Annotated in this window: 15 protein-coding genes, 1 pseudogene and 1 riboswitch; of the genes and pseudogenes, 11 read left to right on the top strand and 5 right to left on the bottom strand. The window is 72.8% G+C overall.

Annotated elements, in window-relative coordinates; genetic code table 11:
* The first annotated feature begins 37 nt into the window (after positions 1–37).
* Positions 38–131, top strand: a riboswitch (TPP riboswitch).
* The 9 genes and pseudogenes from thiM (at position 125) to QOZ86_RS01560 (ending at position 6757) form a co-directional block, all read left to right on the top strand.
* Positions 125–919: a hydroxyethylthiazole kinase gene (gene thiM / locus QOZ86_RS01600; protein ID WP_284490189.1), complete on the top strand. Its 795-nt coding sequence runs from the start codon at positions 125–127 to the stop codon at positions 917–919. (Overlaps the previous riboswitch by 7 nt.)
* Positions 919–1581, top strand: a complete 663-nt coding sequence (thiE, locus tag QOZ86_RS01595) for a thiamine phosphate synthase (protein ID WP_284490188.1) — start codon at positions 919–921, stop codon at positions 1579–1581. The genes thiM and thiE overlap by 1 nt, the downstream gene beginning before the upstream one ends.
* On the top strand, positions 1578–2390 hold the full coding sequence (gene thiD / locus QOZ86_RS01590; protein ID WP_284490187.1) for a bifunctional hydroxymethylpyrimidine kinase/phosphomethylpyrimidine kinase: 813 nt from the start codon (positions 1578–1580) through the stop codon (positions 2388–2390). The genes thiE and thiD overlap by 4 nt, the downstream gene beginning before the upstream one ends.
* Positions 2391–2425: 35 nt before the next feature.
* Positions 2426–3769, top strand: a complete 1344-nt coding sequence (locus tag QOZ86_RS01585; RefSeq protein WP_284490186.1) for a DNA polymerase IV — start codon at positions 2426–2428, stop codon at positions 3767–3769.
* The gene (locus QOZ86_RS01580) at positions 3766–5328 is read left to right on the top strand and encodes an FAD-binding oxidoreductase (RefSeq protein ID WP_284490185.1); all 1563 of its coding nucleotides are present in this window, start codon (positions 3766–3768) and stop codon (positions 5326–5328) included. Before QOZ86_RS01585 ends, QOZ86_RS01580 begins: the two co-directional genes overlap by 4 nt.
* Before the next feature lie 9 nt (positions 5329–5337).
* Positions 5338–5943 (top strand): class I SAM-dependent methyltransferase, encoded by a 606-nt coding sequence (locus tag QOZ86_RS01575; protein ID WP_284490184.1) that lies wholly within the window; start codon positions 5338–5340, stop codon positions 5941–5943.
* A gap of 103 nt (positions 5944–6046) precedes the next feature.
* Positions 6047–6175: pseudogene (locus tag QOZ86_RS21105) on the top strand (restriction endonuclease); the annotation flags it as partial.
* Positions 6176–6191: 16 nt separating this feature from the next.
* The gene (locus tag QOZ86_RS01565; RefSeq protein ID WP_284490182.1) at positions 6192–6452 is read left to right on the top strand and encodes a hypothetical protein; all 261 of its coding nucleotides are present in this window, start codon (positions 6192–6194) and stop codon (positions 6450–6452) included.
* Positions 6449–6757, top strand: coding sequence for a type II toxin-antitoxin system VapC family toxin (locus QOZ86_RS01560; protein WP_284490181.1), 309 nt, complete (start codon positions 6449–6451; stop codon positions 6755–6757). The genes QOZ86_RS01565 and QOZ86_RS01560 overlap by 4 nt, the downstream gene beginning before the upstream one ends.
* 287 nt (positions 6758–7044) lie before the next feature.
* On the opposite strand, the gene QOZ86_RS01555 is transcribed toward QOZ86_RS01560, so the two are convergent.
* Together QOZ86_RS01555 and QOZ86_RS01550 are read right to left on the bottom strand one after the other, a co-directional pair.
* Positions 7045–7932, bottom strand: a complete 888-nt coding sequence (locus QOZ86_RS01555; RefSeq protein ID WP_284490180.1) for a hypothetical protein — start codon at positions 7930–7932, stop codon at positions 7045–7047.
* Positions 7933–8176: 244 nt separating this feature from the next.
* Positions 8177–9391, bottom strand: a complete 1215-nt coding sequence (locus QOZ86_RS01550) for a PucR family transcriptional regulator (RefSeq protein ID WP_284490179.1) — start codon at positions 9389–9391, stop codon at positions 8177–8179.
* 92 nt (positions 9392–9483) lie between these two features.
* Here QOZ86_RS01550 and QOZ86_RS01545 point away from each other — a divergent pair, with 92 nt between their 5' ends.
* The gene (locus QOZ86_RS01545; protein WP_284490178.1) at positions 9484–10590 is read left to right on the top strand and encodes a ferredoxin reductase; all 1107 of its coding nucleotides are present in this window, start codon (positions 9484–9486) and stop codon (positions 10588–10590) included.
* Positions 10591–10618: 28 nt separating this feature from the next.
* On the top strand, positions 10619–11815 hold the full coding sequence (locus QOZ86_RS01540; protein ID WP_284490177.1) for a fatty acid desaturase family protein: 1197 nt from the start codon (positions 10619–10621) through the stop codon (positions 11813–11815).
* A 90-nt stretch (positions 11816–11905) separates the two neighbouring features.
* Here QOZ86_RS01540 and QOZ86_RS01535 read toward each other — a convergent pair whose 3' ends face one another.
* From QOZ86_RS01535 to rplI, 3 genes are all read right to left on the bottom strand, one after another.
* Positions 11906–13816, bottom strand: coding sequence for a hypothetical protein (locus tag QOZ86_RS01535; RefSeq protein WP_284490176.1), 1911 nt, complete (start codon positions 13814–13816; stop codon positions 11906–11908).
* A 237-nt stretch (positions 13817–14053) separates the two neighbouring features.
* Entirely contained in the window at positions 14054–16702 is a 2649-nt protein-coding gene (locus QOZ86_RS01530; RefSeq protein WP_284490175.1) for a replicative DNA helicase, read from the bottom strand.
* 665 nt (positions 16703–17367) lie between these two features.
* Complete coding sequence (gene rplI / locus QOZ86_RS01525) at positions 17368–17814, bottom strand: 50S ribosomal protein L9 (protein WP_284490174.1); 447 nt, start codon at positions 17812–17814, stop codon at positions 17368–17370.
* Positions 17815–17823 lie beyond the last annotated feature (9 nt).

Raw genomic sequence — 17823 nt, 5'->3', positions numbered from 1 at the left:
CCCGGCCCCTCGGCCGAGGGGGTGTTACGTTCGGCCCGTACGTGGCACGGGGTGTCCCGCCCGGGACTGAGATCACACCCGTCGAACCTGCTCCAGCTCGCACTGGCGAAGGGATGTCACCGGCGTGGAAGCCATCGACCTGCGGGCGGCCCGGACGGCGCTGCGCGAGAACGCACCTCTGGTGCACTGCCTGACCAACACGGTCGTGCAGACCTTCACGGCGAACGCCCTCCTGGCCGTGGGCGCGGCTCCGGCCATGGTGGACGCACCCCAGGAGGCGGGCGACTTCGCCGCCGTCGCCTCCGCCCTGCTGATCAACGTCGGCACGGTGCACGAGCGCACCGCCGAGGCGATGCGGCTGGCCGCCCGCTCGGCCGGTGCGGCGGGCACGCCCTGGGTGCTCGACCCCGTGGCCGTCGGTGGGCTGGCCTACCGGACGGCGCTGGCCGGCGAGCTGCTGGAGCTGTCCCCGGCCGTCGTGCGGGGCAACGCCTCGGAGGTCATGGCGCTGGCGGGGGCCGGCGCCGGTGGCCGGGGGGTCGACAGCACCGCGGGCGCCGACGACGCCGTGACGGCGGCCCGGGAACTCGCGGCGCGCACGGGTGGGGTGATCGCGGTGAGCGGCGAGGTGGACCTGCTCACCGACGGCGCCCGCACCGTCCGAGTCGGCGGCGGTTCCCCGTTGCTGACCCGCACCACCGGCGCCGGTTGCGCCCTCGGCGCGCTGGTGGCCGCCTACGTCGCAGCGGTCGGCGACCCGCTGACCGGTGCGGTGGCCGCCCACGCGCACGTCGCCGTCGCCGCGGAGCGCGCGGCCCGGACGGCCGCCGGTCCCGGCACCTTCGCCCCCGCCTGGCTCGACGCCCTGGACGCGGTCGGTCCCGACGACCTCGCCACCGCGGACGTCCGGGCCGGCTGATGCGGCCGCCGTTCGACCCGACGCTGTACCTGGTCACCGATACGGAGCTGTGCCGCCCGCGCCCGGTGGCCGACGTGGTGCGCGCGGCGGTGGCCGGTGGGGTCACCGCCGTCCAGGTGCGGGACAAGCATGCTTCCCGCCGCGAGCTGCTGGCCCTGACCCGCGCGGTGCAGGCGGCCGTCGCCGACCGGCCGGACGTGCCGGTCGTGGTCAACGACGCCGTGGACGTCGCCCTGCTGGCCGGCGCCGACGGCGTGCACGTGGGCCAGGAGGACCTGCCTGCTGAGGAGGTGCGGCGACTGCTGGGGCCCCACCGGCTGATCGGCCTCTCCGTGGAGAGCGCCGACGACCTGGCCGAGGCCCTCCGGCTACCGCCCGGCACTCTCGACGTCGTCGGGTTGAGCCCGGTCTGGGCGACGCCCACCAAGCCCGAAGCCGGGCCGGGACTCGGCCTGGCTGCGGTCCAGGAGCTGGCCGCCGCCGCCCGCACGGGCGGGCTGCTCGCCGTGGCGATCGGGGGCATCGACGCCACCCGCGCGGCCGCCGTGGCCGCCACCGGGGTGGACGGGATCTGCGTGGTCTCCGACATCTGCGCCGCGGCCGACCCCCGCGCCGCCGCAGCCCGGCTCCGGGCGGCGCTCGCCCCGGTGGGTGCACGGTGACTCCCACCGCCCTCACCGTGGCCGGCAGCGATCCGAGTGGCGGCGCCGGGATCCAGGCCGACCTCAAGACCTTCAGCGCGCTGGGCGCCTACGGCACTGCCGTGCTCACCGCGCTCACAGCTCAGAACACCCGCGGCGTCACCGGGGTCCATGCCGTGCCGGCCGCATTCGTGGGCCAGCAGCTGCACACCCTCCTGGACGACGTCGAGGTGCACGCCACCAAGCTCGGCATGCTGGGCAGCGCGGAGGTGGTGCGCGAGGTGGCAGCCGTGCTCGCCGCACGGCGCCCCGGACCGGTGGTGTGCGACCCCGTGATGGTCGCGACCAGCGGTGACCGGCTGATCGACGACGAGGCGGTGGCCGCCGTCCGGGACGACCTGCTGCCGGTGGCCGACCTGATCACGCCGAACGTCCCCGAGGCAGCGGCGCTGCTGGACGTCGTCCCCGCCACGGACGTCGACGGCCTGCTCGAGCAGGCCCGGGCCCTGCTGGGCCTCGGCCCCGGCGCGGTGCTGCTGAAGGGCGGGCACCTCGGTGGTACGGACAGCGTCGACGTCCTCGCCACGGCCACCGGGACGACGGTGACCCGGCGCCCCCGGCTGTCGACGACGGCCACGCACGGCACCGGCTGCACGCTGTCATCGGCGGTCACCGCCCTGGCGGCGCGCGCGGGCGGGCGGCCCGACTGGCCTGCCCTGGTGGAGGAGGCACGGGACTACCTCCAGCGGTCGCTCGCCGCGGGCGCGTCCCTGGGCATCGGCTCCGGGCACGGACCGGTGCACCACTTCGCCGGGATCTGGCCGGCATGAGTCAGGCCTGAGGCCACTCAGGGATCATCGGAGGCATGCGGCGGGAGGCGAGCATCCTGCACCTCGACCTCGACGCCTTCTTCGCTGCGGTCGAGCAGCGCGACAAGCCGTCGCTGCGCGGCCGGCCGGTCGTCGTCGGCGGCGTAGGTGGGCGGGGCGTCGTCGCCACCGCTTCCTACGAGGCGCGGGCGTACGGGGCGCGCTCGGCGATGTCGACGGCGGAGGCCCGGCGCCGCTGCCCGTCCGGGACGGCGTTCCTCGGCGGGCGGTTCGCCGCCTACCGGCGCACCTCCGACGTCGTCATGGACCTGCTGCGCGAGCTCTCCCCCCTCGTGGAGCCCGTCTCCATCGACGAGGCCTACGTCGACCTCACCGCCGGACCCGGCAACGACCTGTCGGTTTCGGACGTGACGGAACTGGCCCGGGGGCTCAAGGAGTGCATCGCGGCGGCCACCGGTGGGGTCACCGGGTCCGTGGGCATCGGCAGCTCGAAGCTCATGGCCAAGATCGCCTCCGACCTGCAGAAGCCCGACGGGCTGGTCGTCGTCCCGCCAGGCCAGGAGCTGACCGTGCTGCACCCGCTCCCGGTCACCCGGCTCGGCGGCGTCGGACCGGCGACGGCGGAGCGGCTGCACCAGGTCGGGGTGAAGACGGTCGCCGACCTGGCGGCCAAGTCGCTGCCCGACCTGGTGGCGCTGGCCGGCCGGGCCCACGGCGCCGGGCTGCACGCGCTGGCCCGGGCCGAGGACGACCGCGCCGTCGTCCCCGACCGGGAGGTCAAGTCGGTCTCGCACGAGGAGACGTTCGAGCGCGACCTCACCGACCTCGACGTCCTGGGCCGGGAGATCGACTCGATGGCCGCGCGGGTGGGGGCCCGGCTGCGGAAGTCCGCGTACTCCGGGCGGACCGTCACCGTCAAGCTGCGCCGCTACGACTTCACGACGCTCACCCGCTCGCAGACGCTGCCCCAGCCCACCGACGACGCCCGGCTCATCGCCGCCACGGCCCGCCGGCTGCTCGCCGAGGCCGGCGCCGCGGGCGGGCTGCGCCTGCTCGGCGTCGGCGTCTCGGGGCTGTCGCTCTACGCGCAGGGTGACCTGTTCGCGACCGACGACGGGCCGGAGCCGGAGCTCACTGCCGCGCCCGAGGCCGAGCCGGAGCCCGAACCGGCCGAGCTGCCCATCGAGAAGCGCTGGTGGCCGGGGCAGGACGTGCGCCACGACGAGCTCGGTGCCGGCTGGGTGTGGGGCCGCGGGCTCGGGCGGGTCACGGTCCGCTTCGAGGGGCCGTTGACGCCGCCCGGACCGGTGCGCACGCTGGCCGCCGACGACCCGCTGCTGCACCCCGCCGAGCCGCCCGACTGGAGGACGACCGAGTGACCGGAACCGCGGAACGCTCCTGGTGGGGCTGGGGCACCACCGACCGGGCGCTGAGCGACGACGAGTGCGCCGCGGCCGGCGCGCTCCTGCCAGGGCTCCCCGACCGGCCTCGACCGGTGCCGGCCCTGGCCGAGCTCGCCCTGCCGGAGTCGCGGGTGTCCCCGCCGTCCTCCCTGCCACTGTCCCGCTCCGTGCCGGACCGCGCCCGGCACACCTACGGCAAGGCCTGCCGCGACGTCGTCCGTGCGCTTTCGGGCAATCTGGTGGGCGCGCCGGACGCCGTCGGCTTCCCGCGCGACGAGCGCGACGTCGTCGACGTGCTCGACTGGGCCGGGTCGGCCGGGATCGCGGTGGTGCCCTTCGGCGGTGGCAGCTCGGTGGTCGGAGGCGTGGAGTACCGCGGGGAGCGGCCGTGGGTCTCGCTGGACCTCACCGGCCTGGACCGGGTGCTCGAGGTGGACCCGGTCAGCCGGGCGGCCCGCATCCAGGCCGGCGCGCTCGGTCCGGTGCTGGAGGACCAGTTGCGGCCCCACGACCTCACGCTGCGGCACTTTCCGCAGAGCTTCGAGTTCTCCACGCTCGGCGGCTGGCTGGCCACGCGGGCGGGTGGGCACTACGCCACGCTGCACACGCACATCGACGACCTGGTCGAGTCGCTCCGCGTCGTGACCCCGACCGGGGTCAGCCAGTCGTGGCGGCTGCCCGGCTCGGGAGCCGGGCCGTCCCCGGACCGGCTGTTCCTGGGCTCGGAGGGGACGCTGGGCGTCATCACCGAGGCGTGGATGCGGCTGCAGGACCGGCCCCGGTCCAAGGCGTCGGCGTCCGTGACGTTCCGCGAGGCCGGCGCCGCGGTGGACGCCGTCCGGGCCATCGCGCAGTCCGGGCTGCACCCGGCGAACTGCCGGCTGCTCGACCCGGGCGAGGCGGAGCTGGCGGGGACGTCGACCGGGGAGTGGGTGCTGGTCCTGGGCGTGGAGTCGGCGGCGCACCCGGTGGCGCACCGGCTCGACGAGCTGACGGACCTGGCCCGGAGCTGCGGGGGAGCGGTCGCTCCGCGCGACGGCGGCCGCGATGCCGCCGCCGACACCTGGCGGACGGCGTTCCTGCGGATGCCCTACGTGCGCGACGGTCTGGCCCGGATGAGCGCGATCGTGGAGACGTTCGAGACGGCGTGCACCTGGGACCGGGTGGCCGAGCTCTACGCGACGGTCGGCGCCGAGGTCGGGGCCGCGGTGCGCGAGGTGACCGGCGGCCCGGGGCGGATCACCTGCCGGTTCACCCACGTCTACCCCGACGGGGCGGCGCCGTACTTCACCGTCGTCGCCGCCGGCCGGCCCGGATCGGAGGTGGCGATGTGGGACGAGGTGAAGACCGCGGCGTCGGAGGTGCTGGGCCGACTCGGCGCGACGATCACCCACCACCACGCCGTCGGCCGCGACCACCGGCCCGGCTACGACCGGCAGCGACCGGAGCCGTTCGCCGTCGCCCTCCGGGCCGCCAAGGCCGTCCTCGACCCCGCCGGGGTGCTCAATCCCGGCGTGCTGATCGACCCCGTGTAGAACGGCGTCATGACCGAACCGAGCATGTGGACGCGGCTGACCGAGGAGAACCCCGAGCACTCGGCCGCCTACATCCAGCGCTTCCGGGACCTGGCGCAGGCCGGGCACGACCTCGTGGGCGAGGCGCGGCTGGTCGACGCGATGCTCCCGCGGGGGGCGCGGGTGCTCGACGCCGGATCGGGCACCGGGCGCATCGGCGGCTTCCTCGCCGCCGCCGGCCACCGCGTGGTCGGCGTGGACGGCGACCCCGTGCTGGTGGCGGAGGCGCGGGGGCAGCACCCGGCGGCCCGGTGGCTGGTCGGCGACCTCGCCGAACTGGAGCTTCCGGCGGCGGGGGAGGCCGACCCGTTCGACGTGATCGTGTGCGCCGGCAACGTGGTCACCTTCCTGGCGCCGTCGACACGGGGCGCGGTCCTCCGCCGGCTTCGGGCGCACGTGGCCCCCGACGGCCGGGCCGCGATCGGGTTCGGCGCGGGGCGCGGATACGAGTTCGACGAGTTCCTCGACGACGCCCGCGCCGCCGGCTGGACGCCGGACCTGCTGCTGGCCACCTGGGACCTGCGGCCGTTCACCGGTACCTCCGACTTCCTGGTCGCCCTCCTCCGGCCGGCGTGAGCAGGAGAGATCGCCGCCTGTCTCGGCCTGGCTGCTCACCGCTGGCGTTTAGTCTCAGTTCACGACCAGCCGCTTCACCCCACAGGCCACCGAGTACGCGGCGACGATCAACGCCCGCGTCATCCTGATCGACGGCGACAAGCTCGCCCGGCTGATGATCCAGTACGGCGTCGGCGTCCAGACCAAGCACATGTACCGCCTGGTCGAGGTCGACGAGGACTTCTTCGAGTAACCGCTAACCTCGGATCATGAGCACCGCAGATGGCTGGGAGCTCACCGTTCCCGAGGACGCCGCTGAGCTGCTGGCTGAGCTGCTTCGCCATGGCGTGCGACCCGGCCAGCGCCTGCACGTGGTGAAAGCCACCGGGTCCGGCGAGGAGGCAGCGACGCAGCCCGGGCCGGCCGGGACGTCGCCTCGGAGCTTCGACTTCGCTGCGTCCTTCTCTGCGGAGCCGGATCTCTCGGAGCGCACCGATGAGTACCTGCGGCGGGATTTCGGTCGCGAGTGATCCTGGTCGATACCAACGTCCTCGTCGCAGTGGCCAACGCCGCCGACTCTCACCATCGCGCGGCTCGCGAGCTGCTGGAGGCCGAAGCCGACCGACTGCTGGTGCCGGCCACAGTGATCGCCGAGGTCTGTCACCTCATTGGCAGCCGGGACCGCGGTGGCGCGGCCGCCGAGGCCCGGTTCCTGCGGTCGTTCTCCGCCGGCGTGCTCGAGCTTGCCGAGCTGACCCCGACTGATCTGGCACGATGGCCGAGCTGGTCGATCGGTACTCGGATCTCGGCCTCGGCGGCACCGACGCGTCGGTGATCGCGTTGGCCGAGCGGTTGGGAGTCGAGCGCATCGCCACATTCGACCGCCGACACTTCAGCGTCGTGCGGCCCGCCCACATCGAGGCGTTCACGCTCCTGCCTGCGTGAGCACCGACTCGGCTTCTACGGCCCGCCATTGTCCATCGGTCCAGACGTCACGTGAAGGCGTCACTGGGGCAGGCCACTGCCGCCAAGCGATCTTCCGTGGGCCGACCTCGGCGACACGCCGACCGACCTCATGGAACCAATCGGCCAGCTCGTCGGTCTCCTTCTCGGAGCACACCGTCACAAGACGCCGTTGGCCCGCAGGAGCACCAGGGCCTGCACGGTGGAGTGCCCGCGCCACTCCAGCGTCGCCGCCGGCGAGTAGCTGTCGAAGTCGACGGACCACCCGCCGTCCGGCTGCTGCGCGGCCGCCAGCCGGTCGAGCTCGGCCTCCACCACGTCGGGAGCGAACAGACCGCGGGCCGGGCCGCCCGGGAGAGGCGCGAAGTCCAGCGGTCGCATGAACTCCCCCTCCGCACCGCCCGCCACGTGCACCAGCCCGTCGGCGGGGACGTGGCTCCGCAGCTGCTCGACGAGCTCGGTCGCACGGGGCTCGGCCGGCACCGCGGCGTCCAGGAACTGGGCGCTGAAGGCGAGCACCATCGCGTGCGGATCGTCCCCGAGCCCGCCGATGGCGGCCAGGCAGTACTCCGTCGCCCGGGCCAGCCACGGGTGTCCGGCCACCGCGTGGTCGACCGCGGCGACCCGGTGGGCGGCCGCGGCCACCCCGGCGGTGATCTGCAAGGAGGAGGCGCCGGCGTTCGCCCCGGCCCAGAACGGGGCGCACGCCACCGGGTCGGGGACCGGGAGCGCGAAGGGCAGCCCCCCGTCGGGCAGGCTCACCGCCGCCAGCCAGTCGCACAGCTCCACGGCTCGTGGGGTGGTGGCCGGAACCACGTCGGCGAACGCCTCGAGCGCGTGCAGTGCGCCGCCCGGCTGACTGGTGGCCGAGCGCAGGTCCGGCTCCAGGCCCCAGCCGTACCCGCCGTCCGGGTTCCGGTAGCCGTCGACGGCGGCCAGGACGGGCTCGGGCCCGCCCGCACCGGTCAGCAGGTCGAACCGGCGACGGTCCAGCACGCGGGCGGAGGTGGCGAGGAACCCTGCGGCAGCGGCCAGGTCGACGGTCATCCCGTCACCCTGCCGTCCGGTGCCCGCTCGACACCAGACCGGGCGGACGGCGGTAGTAGCTGCACCGCTCCGGCCGAGTGCGACGAACTCGTGGCCATCACGGCCCGATCGCCACGACGTCGTCGCATTCGTGGCGGGGCCGACGTCGACGAGCTGCCGGCGGTGGTGCGGCTGACCCGCGCCGAGCTCGAGCACGTCGTCGCCACCAACGACCAGCGCCGGTTCCGACGGGACAGCGAGACGGTCACCAGGCGTTCCCCGGCACCTCGCCGGTGGGAGTCACCGCCCCCAGCGCGACGGTGAGATCCAGGACCGTGCGCGGGTCCTCCAGCTTGGGTCCGTAGAGCTCGCGCAGTTGCGTCATCCGGTAGCGCACCGTCTGCGGGTGGACGAACAGCGCCGCGGCCACCTGGTCACGCCGGCCCTGGTGCATCAGCCAGCTGCGCAACGTCTCGGTGAGCTTCTCCCGCGCGGTGTCCCCGACCGACTCCAGGGGCGCCAGCACCCGGGCCCGCAGGTCGGCCAGCGCCTCCTCGTCGGCGCGCAGGACCAGCTCGGCGAGGTGGGCGTCGGTGTCCACCGGCCCGCCGTCGACGGAGGTCATCCCGAGGCGCAGCGCGCGGAGCGCCCGGCCGTAGGAGGCATGCGCGTGCCACCAGGTCCGTGCCGGCCCCACCACCGCCTCGCGGCCGCCCAGACCGCGCAGCAGGGCGCCCCTCGCGGCGCCTTCCGCGTCGGGCACCAGCAGCACCGCGAGATCACCGGTCCGGTCCAGGTCCGGGACGTCCTCGGCGGCGACCAGGGTGCGCGGGTCGAGGGACGCCAGTGCGCCGCGCGCCCTGCCCTCCGGGAGCAGCACGACGGTCAGGGTGCGCGGCGACGCCCACTCGGCGCGCTGGGCCATGGCGGCCAGCTCGGTGCGCGGGCTGCCGGTGAGCAGGCCGTGCGCGAGGCGCTCCAGCAGCCGCTGGCGGGCCCGGCCGCTGGAGGCGAGCTCGTCGGCGTGCCCGGCGACGCTCGCCGCCGACAGCCGGTCGATGTAGGCGAAGACCAGCTCGGCGAACCGGGCCACCGGCTCCGGGCCCAGGCCGGCGGCGACCGCGGCGGCGCTCATGTCGCGCCAGGAGACCCGCGCCCCGACGCGGTAGGCGGCCAGCAGCGCGTCCATCGAGCGGCCGCCGCGCGCCTCACCCCGGCCCAGGGCGTACGCGGCCTCGACGACGGACCCGCCCGGGGTGGCGGCGTCGGCGTTGCCTCCGGCGGAAGCCAGCTGGAGGAACCCGCGCAGGGTCAGCTCGACGGCGGTGGATATCTTGCGGCCCATCGGGCCGAGAAAGGCGTCGGCGTAGCTCGGCACCGCGACGATGATCTCTTCGACCGCCCGCTCGGCCACCTTCGGCAACTCGGCGCGCATCGCCTCCGCGACCGCTTCGGGGAACGGAGGGAGGTCCGGCGTCATCTGGGCTCCTTTGTCCTCGGCGAACAGAACCTACCCGTCGATTCACGTCCCGGGCACAGGTATTTGGTCGCCGCACCGGGAAAACTGAGTACATGACAGCCACCGCCCCGCGTTCCGCCGTGACCCGCACGCCGGCGCGGACCGCGCTGCGCGATCGGGTGCTCAAGTTCGCCGAGCTGGTGACCACCCCGCTGCTGCCCGTCGACTACCTCGACCTGTTCGACCCGCTCCGTTCCGGGGCCGCCCTGCGCGGGCGGATCGAGGCCGTCCAGCCGGAGACCCGGGACGCGGCGACGATCGTCATCCGCCCCGGCCGCGACTGGCTCCCCCACGTGCCGGGCCAGTACGTCCGCATCGGCATCGACGTGGACGGTGTGCGCCAGTGGCGCGCCTACTCGATCACCTCGATCCTCGATCGCGCCGACGGCTGCTTCACGATCACCGTGAAGGCCATTCCCGACGGCAAGGTGAGCAACTACCTGGTGCGCCGGGCGCGCCCGGGCACGATCATCCAGCTCGACCAGGCCACGGGGGAGTTCTGCCTCCCGGAGCAGGCGCCGGCCAAGGCGCTGTTCGTCACCGCCGGCTCCGGCATCACCCCGGTCATGGGCATCCTGCGCAACTCCGCCGAGCAGCTGACCGACACGGTCCTCGTCCACTCGTCCCCCACCGCCGACGACGTCGTCTTCGGCGATGAGCTGCGCCGCCTGGCCGCCGAGGGCCGGATCCGGCTCATCGAGCAGCACACCGACACCGCCGGGATGCTCGACGCCCGGTCCATCGCCGAACTGGTGCCCGACCTGCACGAGCGCGCCACCTGGGCCTGCGGCCCGGTCGGGATGCTCGAGGCGCTGGAGGAGCACTGGGCGGAGGCGGGGCTGGCCGACCGGCTCTACACCGAGCGGTTCCGCCCGCGGATCCTGGTCACCGGCGAGGGCGGCACCGTCACGTTCACGAAGAACGGCACGACGATCGAGGCCGACGGCGCGACGCCGATCCTCGACGCCGCCGAGGACGCCGGTGTGCTCATGCCGAGCGGCTGCCGGATGGGGATCTGCTTCGGCTGCGTCCTCCCCATGCGCGAGGGCGCCGTCCGGGACCTGCGCAACGGCGAGATCACCACCGCCGCCCCCGGGGACGGCGTCCTCATCCAGACCTGCATCAGCGCCGCCGCCGGCGCCTGCGACATCGACCACTGATCCAGCCCGACCAGAGGAGCGCCGGACCATGACCGTCATCCAGAAGAAGCCCGAGAACCCGATCGAGCACCTCACCCGTGAGGACATCGAGCTCATCGGCAAGGAGCTCGACACCATCCGCCAGGAGGTGCGCGACAGCCTCGGCGCGGACGACGCGAAGTACATCCGGACGGTCATCGACGTGCAGCGCAAGCTCGAGCTGGGCAGCCGCGCCGTGCTGCTGTTCTCGAAGTTCCCGCCGGCCTGGGTGCTCGGTACCGCCGGTCTCTCGGTGGCCAAGATCCTCGAGAACATGGAGATCGGGCACAACATCCTGCACGGTCAGTGGGATTGGATGCGCGACCCGAAGATCCACTCCACGACCTGGGAGTGGGACATGGCCAGCCCGGCCGAGCAGTGGAAGCACTCGCACAACGAGCTGCACCACACGTACACGAACGTGATCGGCAAGGACAACGACCTCGGCTACGGCATCATGCGCGTCGACGAGGACCAGAAGTGGCACCCGATGTACCTGGCGCAGCCGCTGTGGAACTTCATCAACGCCTGCTTCTTCGAGTACGGCATCGCCGCCTACGACCTCGAGCTGGGCAAGAACCTGGCCACCAAGAAGCGCCGCAACGACCCGAAGTTCAGGGCCGCCACCAAGCAGGTGCTGAAGAAGATCCGCAACCAGGCGGCCAAGGACTACGTCGTCCACCCGCTGCTGTCGGGCCCGTCGTTCCTGCCGACCCTGGCCGCGAACTTCACCGCCAACGTGGTGCGCAACCTCTGGTCGCACTCGGTGATCATGTGCGGACACTTCCCCGAGGGCGTCGAGACCTTCGAGAAGACCTCGATCGACGGCGAGACCCGCGGTGAGTGGTACGTCCGGCAGATGCTCGGCTCGGCCAACATCTCCGGCAGCAAGGCCATGCACATCATGACCGGGAACCTGTCGCACCAGGTGGAGCACCACCTGTTCCCCGACCTCCCCAGCAACCGGTACGCCGAGATCGCCCCACGGGTGAAGGAGATCTTCGACCGGTACGGCCTCACCTACCACTCCGCCCCGCTCTACAAGCAGGTCGCGAGCGCCTGGCACAAGGTCATCCGGCTGTCGCTCCCCAACGGCTGGCTGGCCGAGACCACGCCGAAGAACGCCCCGGCGCAGGTGGTGAAGCTGGTCCGCATGACGACCGGGGGCAAGAAGGTCCGCCGCCAGCTGATGCGCGCCGCCGCCTGAGGAAGGACCCCACCTCTCCGGGCGGGGCAGTGAACGGGAGAGGCCCAGAACCGAGACGGTTCTGGGCCTCTCCCGTTCAACCGCGATCGGTCAGGGGCGCGTTGCGGGGGAGGGGTAGTTCAGCGGCAGCAGCAGAGCCGGGTCGCTGATCGGCGCTTCCCACACCGGGCCGAGGCCGTCGGGATCGACCACCTGGTCGTTGCCGAGGAACTCGGCGACCTGCTCCTGCGCCTGCAGCGCCCCCGTCGGGAACTGCGGCACGTTGAGCAGGAAGCTGTGCGGGTTGAGCTCTCTCTGGGCCGTCAGGTCGTTGCGGTACAGGCTGGTCCGCGACCACAGGCCGCCGGCGTCGACGAGGGTGTAGGACGTGGGGTTGGGCACCGTCTCGTCGCCGAACGCCACCTGCACGAGCACCCGCTCCGGCTCGATGAGCGGCGCGAAGGTCTCCGGGCTGCCCGAGCGGGACAACCACGTCGCCCGCGCCAGGTACTCCTGGATCTCCACGGCACCGTCCACGGTCACCGTCACCGGGCCCTCACCACGCAGCGGCAGCTGCTCGTGGAAGAAGTTGCGGGTCGGGTCGTCGCTGTTGAGCAGCCCGGCGGCGCGCAGCGCCTTCGTGGTGAGCGGGCGGAAAGCCGGCGAGAGCCGGGCGATCTCGCTGATCGGGCCGCCGGGGACGTTGAGCACCGAGCGGGCGACCTGCCCGTCGACGCCGGTGAGCATGGTGCCGTAGATGCCGCCGAAGCTCTGCCCGAAGTAGGTCACCTCGTCGCCGGAGAGGTCCGGCGCTCCGTCGCCGTCGACGTCGGCGCCGCCCAGCGAGCGCACCAGCGTCATGACGTCCGCGGCGGTCTGCCGGAGCGCGTCGCGGGACGAGGCGGGCGCGGCGTCGCCGGTGGCCGATGACCCCTCGGTGCTGCCGATGACCCCATCACCGTTCTGGTCGACGCCCCGGCCGTAGGTGAGCAGTCTCGTCTGCTCGGTCCCGCTGCTGATCAGCCACGCGCTCTCCGGCCCGGTTCCGTGCCCGACCACGTTGGTCGCGATGGTGGCGATGCCGCTCTGCGCGTTGGTGATAGCCGCCAGGAGGACGTCGGCGGTCGACCGGGTGAAGCCGTGCCCGAACACCGCCGTCGGCCACCCACCGGCCGGCGGCGCGCCGGGCGGCAGGACGGCGAGGAACGGCAGCCGCTCCGCCTCGACGGGCTCGGGCCCGGCGTCCCGCGTAGGCGTCTGCGGGAGGGTGACGTCCGGGCCCAGCCAGGAGGGCGCGAGGAACGAGCCGAAGGCCAGCGTGCTGGTGGGCGGCAGCTGGGCGAGCGGCTGCGGCGCCGGATCCGGATCCGTGGTGCCACCGTCCTTGGCCCAGGTGAGCGTCGTGCCGCCCACGGGGAAGACGCCGTCCACCTGCAGGCCGGGCTGCTCGATGCCGACGGCGGCGAAGGCCGCGCCGCTGTCGATCTGGCGACGCAGGTCGAGCAGCCCGTCGGTGGCGCTCATCGTCGTGAACGTCTCGTCCGTGGCCTCGTGGCCTGGAGCGTCGTGCACGCGGAGCCGGTAGGTGGTGCCGGGAGCCAGCTGCTCGGCCGGGTGTGCGTAGAGGGTGTTCGCCGCCGGGTCCCAGACGACCCGGTCGACACCGGTCCGCCCACCGTCGGGGGCCTCGAGGGTGATCCGCTGGGCGGCCCCCTCCGGGTCGACCGGCTGGGTGAACCGGACGGCGATCCGCGGGTCGAGGTCGAAGCCGTCGAGCTCGTTGAGCTCGCGGACCAGCCCGCAGAGGACCGGCTGCGCGCAGTTCCCGGCGGGCAGGGCGATCCGGCGTCCGGTCAGCTGATTCGGGTCGCGGACCGTGAGGTCGTCGGACGGGAAGACCGAGACCACCATGGGCTTGAGGGGGTCGGCCGCCGCGGGAGTGGCGGTGACCGAGACGGTGGCCGTCAGGGCCAGGACGCCGAGGACCGAGCCTGCGACGTGACGCCGTGAGGGATAGGGCACTGGGTCTCCAATGTTTCAGGGGACCTCTTCCTAACCGGCCGTGATGTGAGCCACAACTCGCCGTAGGGCCGTCGCGACAACTCGTAGCGCAGCGCTGAACGGAACGGTCCTCCCAGAGTGCTCCCAGCCCAATGACGCGCCATGGCGCGATCCCTGCGGCCTTCCGGCACCCATCGTGGCCGTACGGCGCGGGGTCCGGGACCGACTCGTCCCGGGCCCCGCAGCGCTGCGTGCCGGTCAGTTCGCCATGTCGACGAAGCGGCTGTAGTGACCCTGGAAGGCGACCGTGACGTTCGCGGTCGGGCCGTTGCGGTGCTTCACCAGCATGATGTCGGCCTCGCCGGCCCGCGGAGACTCCTTCTCGTACATGTCCTCGCGGTGGATCATCATCACCATGTCGGCGTCCTGCTCGATGCTGTTGTGGACGGCGATTCCCTCCGCCACGAAGTTGTGGCCACCGAGCACAGTGGCGTCGTAGACCTCCTCCACGGCACCCGCCTCGATGGAGACTATTTCGTCCCAGAGCAGGTCGTTGACCGCCTGCATCTCCAGGTCAGCGGCGCCGAGGATCTCGGCGACCCGCCCCAGACGCTCCCGACTGGGGGCGTGCTTCCACATCGTGCTTCCGCAGAACGCGGACCCCATGGCGGCGGCGAACGCGCGGTGGCTCATGCCCCGCTCCGCCAGGACGTCACGAACGCGCTCCCAGACCTGCGTGGGGATGGTGTCCACGTTCGTGTTCCCGGAGAGCCCCCGCACGATCTCCAGAAGGCGCTCAGCGGCTTCACCGCGTGCCCCGTGGACGCCGACCTCCCCGAGGAACCGCCGCTGGTCGTCGCAGCCGCTGATGTCGAGCGTCCAACCGTCGCGGTAGCCGCTCTTGCTGACCCGGCGGACTCGGCAGGAGATGCCAAATCGGAGCAGCAGGCGGGAGACGTCGTCGACGAGCTGCCGGCTGGTCGACGCGTAGTAGACACGGCCGCCACGGCCGTTCTTGTTCACCGTCACCGATCCGTCGGTGGCCCAGAGGTGGCGCAGGAACATGGCGATCTGCTTCTTGGGAAGGCAGAACACGGGCTCCGGCACGAACTTCTCGTGGCTCCGCAGCCCGATCAGCCCCAGCTCATCGAGCCAGGCGGCGATCGGATTGCGGTTTCCGTGGGTGAGGGGGAACGGTGCCCGCAGCCGCAAGGTCGTGCACCGAGCCGCGGGGTACTCGTCGCGAACCGCGACCACGCCGAAGTGGAGCGCCGCCGTCGTGACCGCTCGGAGGTTGGCCTCGTCGATCGACGCATAGCGCAGCGGCTGTCGCTTGACGAAGCTGCCATCACCAATCAAGTGCGCCAGGAGGGTGACCTTCTCGTCCTCCCAGACCGTCATCCGATCGGGGGCCGGCACATGGCGGGGGACCGCGATGCGGTCACCCAGTGCCAACTCCCCCAGTGCCCGGAAACCGTCGAAGGTGAGGAAGGGGTGGTTGGCCGTAGCTCGCACCGTCTTGCCCGACGACGTCGTCAGCTGGAAGACCTGCTTTCGGCCGGTCGAGAAGACGTGCGTGAGGTGGCGCCGGACGTAGCGAAGGTTGTCGTCGAGCGACCACACCGGCACGTCGGTAGCCCCGGTCTCGAACAGCTGCCCCATCGTGGTCTCCGCGCCGGTGTCCGCGCGCAGGATCCGCGTGTCGGCCGTCAGGCAACCGGACTCGCGGAGGTCGGAGAGCATCGGCTTCTTGTCCTGACGCTGCTCCGAGCCACGGTTGAGCTGCGACATCGCGATGACCGGGACCTCGAGCTCCTTGGCCAGCAGCTTCAGCGCTCGGGAGAACTCCGAGACCTCCTGCTGCCGGCTCTCGACGCGCTTGCCCGAGGTCATCAGCTGGAGGTAGTCGATGACCACGAGCTTGAGGTCGTTGCGCTGCTTGAGCCGCCGCGCCTTGGCCCGGATCTCCATCATCGTCATGTTCGGCGAGTCGTCGATGTAGAGCGGGGCGTCGGCCACCTCGCCCATCCGGCGGGCCAGCTTCGCCCAGTCCTCGTCCGAGAGCGTGCCGGCGCGCATGTGGTGCAGCGGCACCTTCGCCTCGGCCGAAAGCAGACGCATCGTGATCTCGTGCTTGCTCATCTCGAGCGAGAAGATCACCGCGGGCATCTGGTGCTTTACCGTAGCTGACCGAGCGATGTCAAGCCCTAGCGTCGATTTGCCCACCCCAGGCCGGGCCGCGATGACGACCATCTGACCGGCCTGCAGACCGTTGGTCAGCTCGTCGAGGTCGCGGATGCCGGTCGGCACGCCGCGGGCGGTGCCGCCGCGGGACGCGATGGCGTCCAGCTCGTCCATCGTGGGCTGGAGGACGTCCTCGAGGCGCGAGTAGTCCTCGCTCATCCGCTTCTCGGTGACGTCGTAGATCTCCTGCTGGGCGCGGTCGACGATGTCGTCGACGTCGCCCTTGCCCCCGGCCGCGCCGTACCCGAGCTGGACCACGCGGGTACCCGCCTCGACCAGGCGGCGGAGCACGGCCTGCTCGGCGACGATCGCCGCGTAGTAGCCGGCGTTGGCCGCCGTCGGCGTCGAAGCGATCAGCGTGTGCAGGTAGACCGCGCCGCCCATCTTCGACAACTGGTCGGTGCGGTTGAGCTCCGCGGCCACGGTGATCGCGTCGGCCGGCTCGCCCCGCCCGTAGAGGTCGAGGACGCAGTCGAAGACCACCTGGTGCGCCGGCCGGTAGAAGTCGTTGCCGTGCAAGACCTCCACGACGTCGGCGATCGCGTCCTTGCTCAGCAGCATGCCGCCGAGCACCGACTGCTCTGCCGCGACGTCCTGCGGCGGCTGCCGGTCGTACTCGGGCGCCGTCGGGGACGGTCGGCTGAACTCGTCGGCCACCGCCACGGGGGTACCTCCTTCTCCTTGCGGGCGCGCTCGCATCACCACTGCGCGCAGGGGAAGTACGCGAGCTCGGCGGGCGGCGCCGGACCGAACGTCCGTTCGGTCATTGCCTACCGGAGCGGACTGACAGTTCCGTCCCGCCGGCGGCCAGAGAGGACGTTAGGAAGCTGCGGCGGGAGAGTCCACCACCGCTGTGCACCCCGATCTGCACAACTTGTGGACAAGTCGGTGGACGGAGGCGTGTCGACATGTGGACGGATCGGGGGACGCAGCGGCCACCTGTGCACCAGCCACCGGGCTGACCTGCACGGACGCCGCACGCCGGATGTGGACCCAAGATTCCCCGGAAGAAATCTTCCCGCGTCGCACCACGAGTCACAGCGGTGCGCGGAAGCGACCGGCGCGGTCCGACCCGCTCTGGTGGCGCTGCTCCCGCAGTGGGCGTGCTGCAGGCCCACCAGGGGCAAGGAACCCACCCTGCGCCGCATCGGCGGTCCCCGCACGGCCCATACCGAGCTGTCCCCCGCAGGGACCCTGAGACGCCCCGAGGGGCGCCGGACCGCAGTCCGACGCCCCTCGGGGACGGTGCACGCCACATGGGCGCGTCAGGCCCTCCTGCAGGGTCCCGCCGCGAGCGTGCGAGCGGTGGGGGCAGGAGGGTCCTTGAATCAGCCGGCGACGACGTCGATCGTCAGCTGGGAGGTGACCTCTGGGTGCACCCGCACGGTGACGGTGTGCTGGCCGGTGGTCTTGATGCTGCTGGGCAGCTCGATCCGGCGACGGTCGAGCTCCGGGCCACCGGCCGCGGTGACCGCGGCGGCGACGTCGGCGGTGGTGACCCGGCCGAACAGGCGGCCGCCGTCACCGGCGCGAGCCGGCACGCGGACGGTGAGCCCGCCCAGGCGACCGGCCACGGCCTGCGCCTCCTCGAGGGACCGCACGTCGCGGGCGGCCCGCGCCCGGCGCAAGGACTCGACCTGCTTCTCGGCACCCCGGGTGGCCTGGATGGCCAGCCCGCGGGGCAGGAGGTAGTTGCGGCCGTAGCCGCCCTTGACCTCGACGGTGTCGCCGGAGGAGCCGAGACCGGTGACCTCCTGCGTGAGGATCAGCTTCATCGTGCTCAT

Source organism: Blastococcus capsensis (assembly GCF_030165005.1).
Classification (GTDB): domain Bacteria; phylum Actinomycetota; class Actinomycetes; order Mycobacteriales; family Geodermatophilaceae; genus Blastococcus; species Blastococcus capsensis.
The sequence above is the reverse complement of the archived record's forward strand: the minus strand, read 5'-3'. Positions and strand labels throughout refer to the sequence as shown.

What these genes read in the sequence shown, in the direction of transcription:
- thiE (WP_284490188.1), top strand. Translation starts at nt 919, where the DNA reads ATGCGGCCGCCGTTCGACCCGACGCTGTACCTGGTCACCGATACGGAG.
- QOZ86_RS01555 (WP_284490180.1), bottom strand. Translation starts at nt 7,932, where the DNA reads ATGACCGTCGACCTGGCCGCTGCCGCAGGGTTCCTCGCCACCTCCGCC.
- QOZ86_RS01550 (WP_284490179.1), bottom strand. Translation starts at nt 9,391, where the DNA reads ATGACGCCGGACCTCCCTCCGTTCCCCGAAGCGGTCGCGGAGGCGATG.
- QOZ86_RS01585 (WP_284490186.1), top strand. Translation starts at nt 2,426, where the DNA reads ATGCGGCGGGAGGCGAGCATCCTGCACCTCGACCTCGACGCCTTCTTC.
- QOZ86_RS01540 (WP_284490177.1), top strand. Translation starts at nt 10,619, where the DNA reads ATGACCGTCATCCAGAAGAAGCCCGAGAACCCGATCGAGCACCTCACC.
- QOZ86_RS01565 (WP_284490182.1), top strand. Translation starts at nt 6,192, where the DNA reads ATGAGCACCGCAGATGGCTGGGAGCTCACCGTTCCCGAGGACGCCGCT.
- QOZ86_RS01545 (WP_284490178.1), top strand. Translation starts at nt 9,484, where the DNA reads ATGACAGCCACCGCCCCGCGTTCCGCCGTGACCCGCACGCCGGCGCGG.
- rplI (WP_284490174.1), bottom strand. Translation starts at nt 17,814, where the DNA reads ATGAAGCTGATCCTCACGCAGGAGGTCACCGGTCTCGGCTCCTCCGGC.
- QOZ86_RS01575 (WP_284490184.1), top strand. Translation starts at nt 5,338, where the DNA reads ATGACCGAACCGAGCATGTGGACGCGGCTGACCGAGGAGAACCCCGAG.